Annotated in this window: 4 protein-coding genes; 3 read left to right on the top strand and 1 reads right to left on the bottom strand. The window is 62.8% G+C overall.

All coding sequences use genetic code 11. The features are described from left to right. Window positions 1-161 precede the first annotated feature (161 nt). Window positions 162-347 carry a cation transporter gene (locus J7U46_RS23125; protein WP_282829605.1) on the top strand — a complete coding sequence of 62 codons (186 nt, stop codon included), beginning with the start codon at window positions 162-164 and terminating at the stop codon, window positions 345-347. Beyond that, window positions 344-565 carry a GDCCVxC domain-containing (seleno)protein gene (locus J7U46_RS23120; RefSeq protein ID WP_282829604.1) on the top strand — a complete coding sequence of 74 codons (222 nt, stop codon included), beginning with the start codon at window positions 344-346 and terminating at the stop codon, window positions 563-565. Before J7U46_RS23125 ends, J7U46_RS23120 begins: the two co-directional genes overlap by 4 nt. 137 nt (window positions 566-702) lie before the next feature. On the opposite strand, the gene cadR is transcribed toward J7U46_RS23120, so the two are convergent. Next, entirely contained in the window at window positions 703-1,155 is a 453-nt protein-coding gene (gene cadR, locus J7U46_RS23115; RefSeq protein WP_282829603.1) for a Cd(II)/Pb(II)-responsive transcriptional regulator, read from the bottom strand. An 80-nt stretch (window positions 1,156-1,235) separates the two neighbouring features. On the opposite strand from cadR, the gene J7U46_RS23110 reads away from it, so the two are divergent. Continuing rightward, window positions 1,236-3,767: a heavy metal translocating P-type ATPase gene (locus J7U46_RS23110; protein WP_282829602.1), complete on the top strand. Its 2,532-nt coding sequence runs from the start codon at window positions 1,236-1,238 to the stop codon at window positions 3,765-3,767. The last annotated feature ends 178 nt before the right edge of the window (window positions 3,768-3,945 follow it).

The raw sequence follows: 3,945 nt of genomic DNA, 5'->3' as shown, positions 1-3,945 counted from the left end.
GCAGCGGATGCCGTCGGTCGATTCCGGCGGTTGTGTTAACGGTTTCGGCTGGATACCGGTCATTGCCAGGCACGTGTCACTGGCACTCGATGGCGGCTTTGAGGTGAGCTGCAGGCCTTCGTGCTGATGGTCCTTGCCGCGGAAGCGGCAGCGCTGTGAAAATGGCCTGCGGCCTGTGCCCCGTCACGGACAAGAAGTCGCTTGAGAGGGTGCCCGGCGTCAGCCAGGTGCAAATCAATCTGGATGTAAAGACCGCCAAGGTGATCTTCGACGCCGACAAAGCCACCGTTGCTGCCTTGGTTCACGCCACCACCGACGCAGGCTTCCCATCGACGGTTCGCAAATGATGACGACCACTGCCGTCCTGAATTCGGTACTCACCTGCCCGCATTGCGGCCACACCAAGCATGAGGTCATGCCGACCGGCGCTTGTCAGTTTTTCTACGAATGCGACCACTGCAAGACCCTGTTGCGGCCAAAGGCCGGGGATTGCTGCGTGTTCTGCTCGTATGGGTCCGTCAAGTGCCCGCCCATTCAGATGCAGCGCGGTTGCTGTGGGGCCTGAGGACTGCCATTGGTGTGGCGGTAGTTCTGCAATACGGTCAGCCTCGACAAGCACGCATCGCCTGCAGCCAAATGTGCGGGGCCGCGATGGCCGATAGGGCGACAGCCTCCGACCTGAGACGCCAAGAGTCAATTTGCTCAGAGGCCGTGCACCGCCCGCAAGTGCTTTGACTCTTTAGTTGGCGGAGATACATCCTGCGAGGCTTCGGCCAGCCCCGCAAGGATGCCGCACTCGTCGGCGGTCCTTTCGGTACCGCAGCACTGGCGTAGCGCCTTCAACTGCTTCTCAAGCGAGCGTAGCTCCTTGATGCGTTTGGACACGTGGCCGATGTGCTCGTCTAGCAGGGCATTCACATCGCCGCACTCAGCCGCTGGGTCGTCCTTGAACCGAAGCAGGAGACGCACTTCGTCCAGCGACATGTCGAGACCCCGGCAGTAACGGACGAACTGCAAGCGCTCAAGATGCTGCGCCTCATAAATGCGCAGGTTGCCCTGTGACCGAGCCGGCGCGGGTAGCAAGCCCTCCCGCTCGTAGTAGCGGATCGTTTCGATGTGAGTTGCCGAAGCGGCAGAGAGTTCGCCAATCTTCATAGAGGGTCTCGGGAAGCCGGAGCTGTGAGGGCCAAAAAAGCACTTGCATCTGGAGTAGCTACAGGAAGTCTAATACCTGAATGAGCACAAAAACCACCACGACTGAGCTGTCCGAGAATGACCTTCCGGAGGCCGGCTGCGGCAGTTGCTGTGGCTCTACTTGTGGCACCAGCCAGACCGCAGCGGCCGTTGAGACGCTGCAGCTCTTGGTCCCGAAGATGGATTGTCCCAATGAGGAACGTCCCATTCGGGCTGAGGTGGAGCAGGTAGCTGGTGTGGAGGGCATGCGCTTTGACCTGGCCAATCGCATGGTGTTTGTCGACGCGCCCGAAGCCTCGTGGGCGGCCGTCATCAAGACCGTGAACGCTCTCGGCTTCGAGACCAACCCATCCCTGCCAGCCTCATCAAATGCGCCAAGCGAGGCGAGCGATGACGCCTGCTGTGGGTCGGCGTGCTCCACCTCGGAAAACTTACTCACGCCTGCCCCTGCCGTGACGGCCGTGCCCGGCGAATTGCTGCTGCGCGTTCCCCAAATGGACTGCGCCACAGAGGAGGGTCAAATCCGCCGGGCCCTCGAACCGCTTGAAGGCATCCGCCGACTGCGCTTCGACTTGGCGAGACGAACGCTGGCCGTGGAGGCACCTACCGAGGCTTGGGCATCCATTACTGCCGCCATCCAAGCTGTCGGGTTCAAAACGGAAACGCTCTCCGCTCCGCCTGCCGCGGAGGACACGGCAAGGGCGCAGCGCAAGGAAATGCAACGCCTGATCGCCGCGCTCGTCGTCGCTGTTGTGGCAGAGGGTGTCCACTTCTTCGCCCCTGAAACGCTTCCTTGGAAGTTGGTCGGCATGGGCGTGGCCGCAGGTGCCATCGCGCTCGCGGGGCTGGCCGTGTTCCAGAAGGGACTTTCCGCTCTGTTCCGTGGCCAGCTGAACATCAACGCGCTCATGAGCGTGGCCATCATCGGTGCATTCCTCATCGGCCAATGGCCGGAGGCGGCAATGGTCATGGCGCTCTACGCCTTGGCCGAACTCATCGAGGCTCGGTCCGTCGAGCGGGCGCGCAACGCCATCTCAGGACTGCTGGCACTGTCGCCGCCGCAAGTGGAAGTCCGGCAGGCGGGCGGCACGTGGTCCGTCGTGGATGCCAAGGCGGTTGCCGTTGGCGCTGTCGCTCGCGTCAAGCCCGGCGAGCGTTTCGCGCTTGATGGTCGGGTAACCGCGGGACACGGTGCCGTTGACCAGTCGCCGGTCACGGGCGAAAGCATTCCCGTTGACAAGGCCCCAGGCGACGAAGTGTTCGCCGGCACCATCAACCAAAGCGGCTCGCTTGAGTTCGAAGTAACGAAGCCTGCCAGCGACACGGTGCTGGCCCGCATCATCCACGCCGTTGAGGAAGCTCAGGACCAACGAGCGCCGACCCAACGTTTCGTCGACAAGTTCGCCGCCGTCTACACGCCGGCCATCTTCGTTCTGGCTCTCGCGGTCGCGCTTAGTACGCCGTTCCTCATGGGTTGGCCCTGGCTGACGGCCGTGTACAAGGCGCTGGTTCTGCTGGTCATTGCCTGCCCCTGTGCGCTGGTCATCTCCACACCGGTCACGGTCGTCAGCGGTCTGGCCGCCGCGGCCAGGCGTGGCATCCTCATCAAGGGTGGCGTGTACCTGGAGCAGGCTCGCAAGCTGACCGTCCTGGGCCTCGACAAGACAGGCACACTCACCGAAGGGAAGCCCAAACTCGTTGCGCACCGCGTCTTGGCCCAAACCGCGCCTGAGGACCAAGTGCTGCGCATCGCACGCAGTCTTGCGGCCCGTTCGGACCACTCGGTCTCGAAGGCGGTGGCCACTGGGTTGGAGGGAGTTTCCTCCGAGGTCGTGGACTTCGGCGCAGAACTCGGCAAGGGTGTACACGGCACGGTCGACGGCCAGCAGTACATCCTTGGCAACCATCGCTGGGTGCACGAGCGCGGCCTTTGCTCTGCGGAACTCGAGGCGCTGCTCCAGGAGCACGAAGCTCAGGGGCGGACGCTGTCCATCCTGGCTGACGAGCAGCAAGCCCTCGCCTTCTTCGCGGTTGCGGACACAACCAAGGACACCAGCAAGCAGGCAGTCGCGGAATTGAAGGCCCTGGGCGTTCGGACCGTCATGCTGACGGGCGACAACGCGACGACAGCACGCGCAATCGCCAAACAGGTGGGCATTGACGACGTTCGAGCCGGCCTGCTGCCGGAAGACAAGCAGAAGGTTGTCGCGGAGCTTGGCGGCGATGGCCAAGCTGTCGGCATGGTCGGCGACGGCGTCAACGACTCGCCGAGCCTGGCAGCGGCTGCGGTCGGCTTCTCGATGGGTGCGGCCGGCACCGACACGGCGAAGGAGGCTGCAGACGTCCTCATCATGAACGACGACCTCCGCAAAGTGCCGGAGACCATTCAGTTGTCGAAGCGGACCTACGCCATCCTTTGGCAGAACATCACCATCGCGCTGGGCATCAAGGCAATCTTCTTCGTCCTTGCGGTGTTCGGCAGCGCGACGATGTGGATGGCAGTGTTCGCCGACATGGGGGCGAGCCTGTTGGTTGTTTTCAATGGACTACGCCTGCTGAAAAGCGCTCGATAAATCCATATACCAAGTCGGCTCGCGTCACTCGGGCCAGCTACTGCCAGCGTCGTTTAGGGCGAGGGACAACGCGGCCACTGCGTCGGTCCAGATGCCGGATGGCCTCTCTCACGCGGGGCTACTGCGATGTCTGCTTTCAGTCAGAAAGTTCAATTTCGGGAATGACTGCGTGGGGTCG

It is taken from the genome of Pelomonas sp. V22 (genome assembly GCF_030014915.1).
Lineage (GTDB): Bacteria > Pseudomonadota > Gammaproteobacteria > Burkholderiales > Burkholderiaceae_C > JAUASW01.
This window is presented reverse-complemented; position numbering and strand designations above follow the sequence as displayed.

What these genes read in the sequence shown, in the direction of transcription:
- J7U46_RS23110 (WP_282829602.1), top strand. Translation starts at nt 1,236, where the DNA reads ATGAGCACAAAAACCACCACGACTGAGCTGTCCGAGAATGACCTTCCG.
- J7U46_RS23120 (WP_282829604.1), top strand. Translation starts at nt 344, where the DNA reads ATGATGACGACCACTGCCGTCCTGAATTCGGTACTCACCTGCCCGCAT.
- cadR (WP_282829603.1), bottom strand. Translation starts at nt 1,155, where the DNA reads ATGAAGATTGGCGAACTCTCTGCCGCTTCGGCAACTCACATCGAAACG.
- J7U46_RS23125 (WP_282829605.1), top strand. Translation starts at nt 162, where the DNA reads ATGGCCTGCGGCCTGTGCCCCGTCACGGACAAGAAGTCGCTTGAGAGG.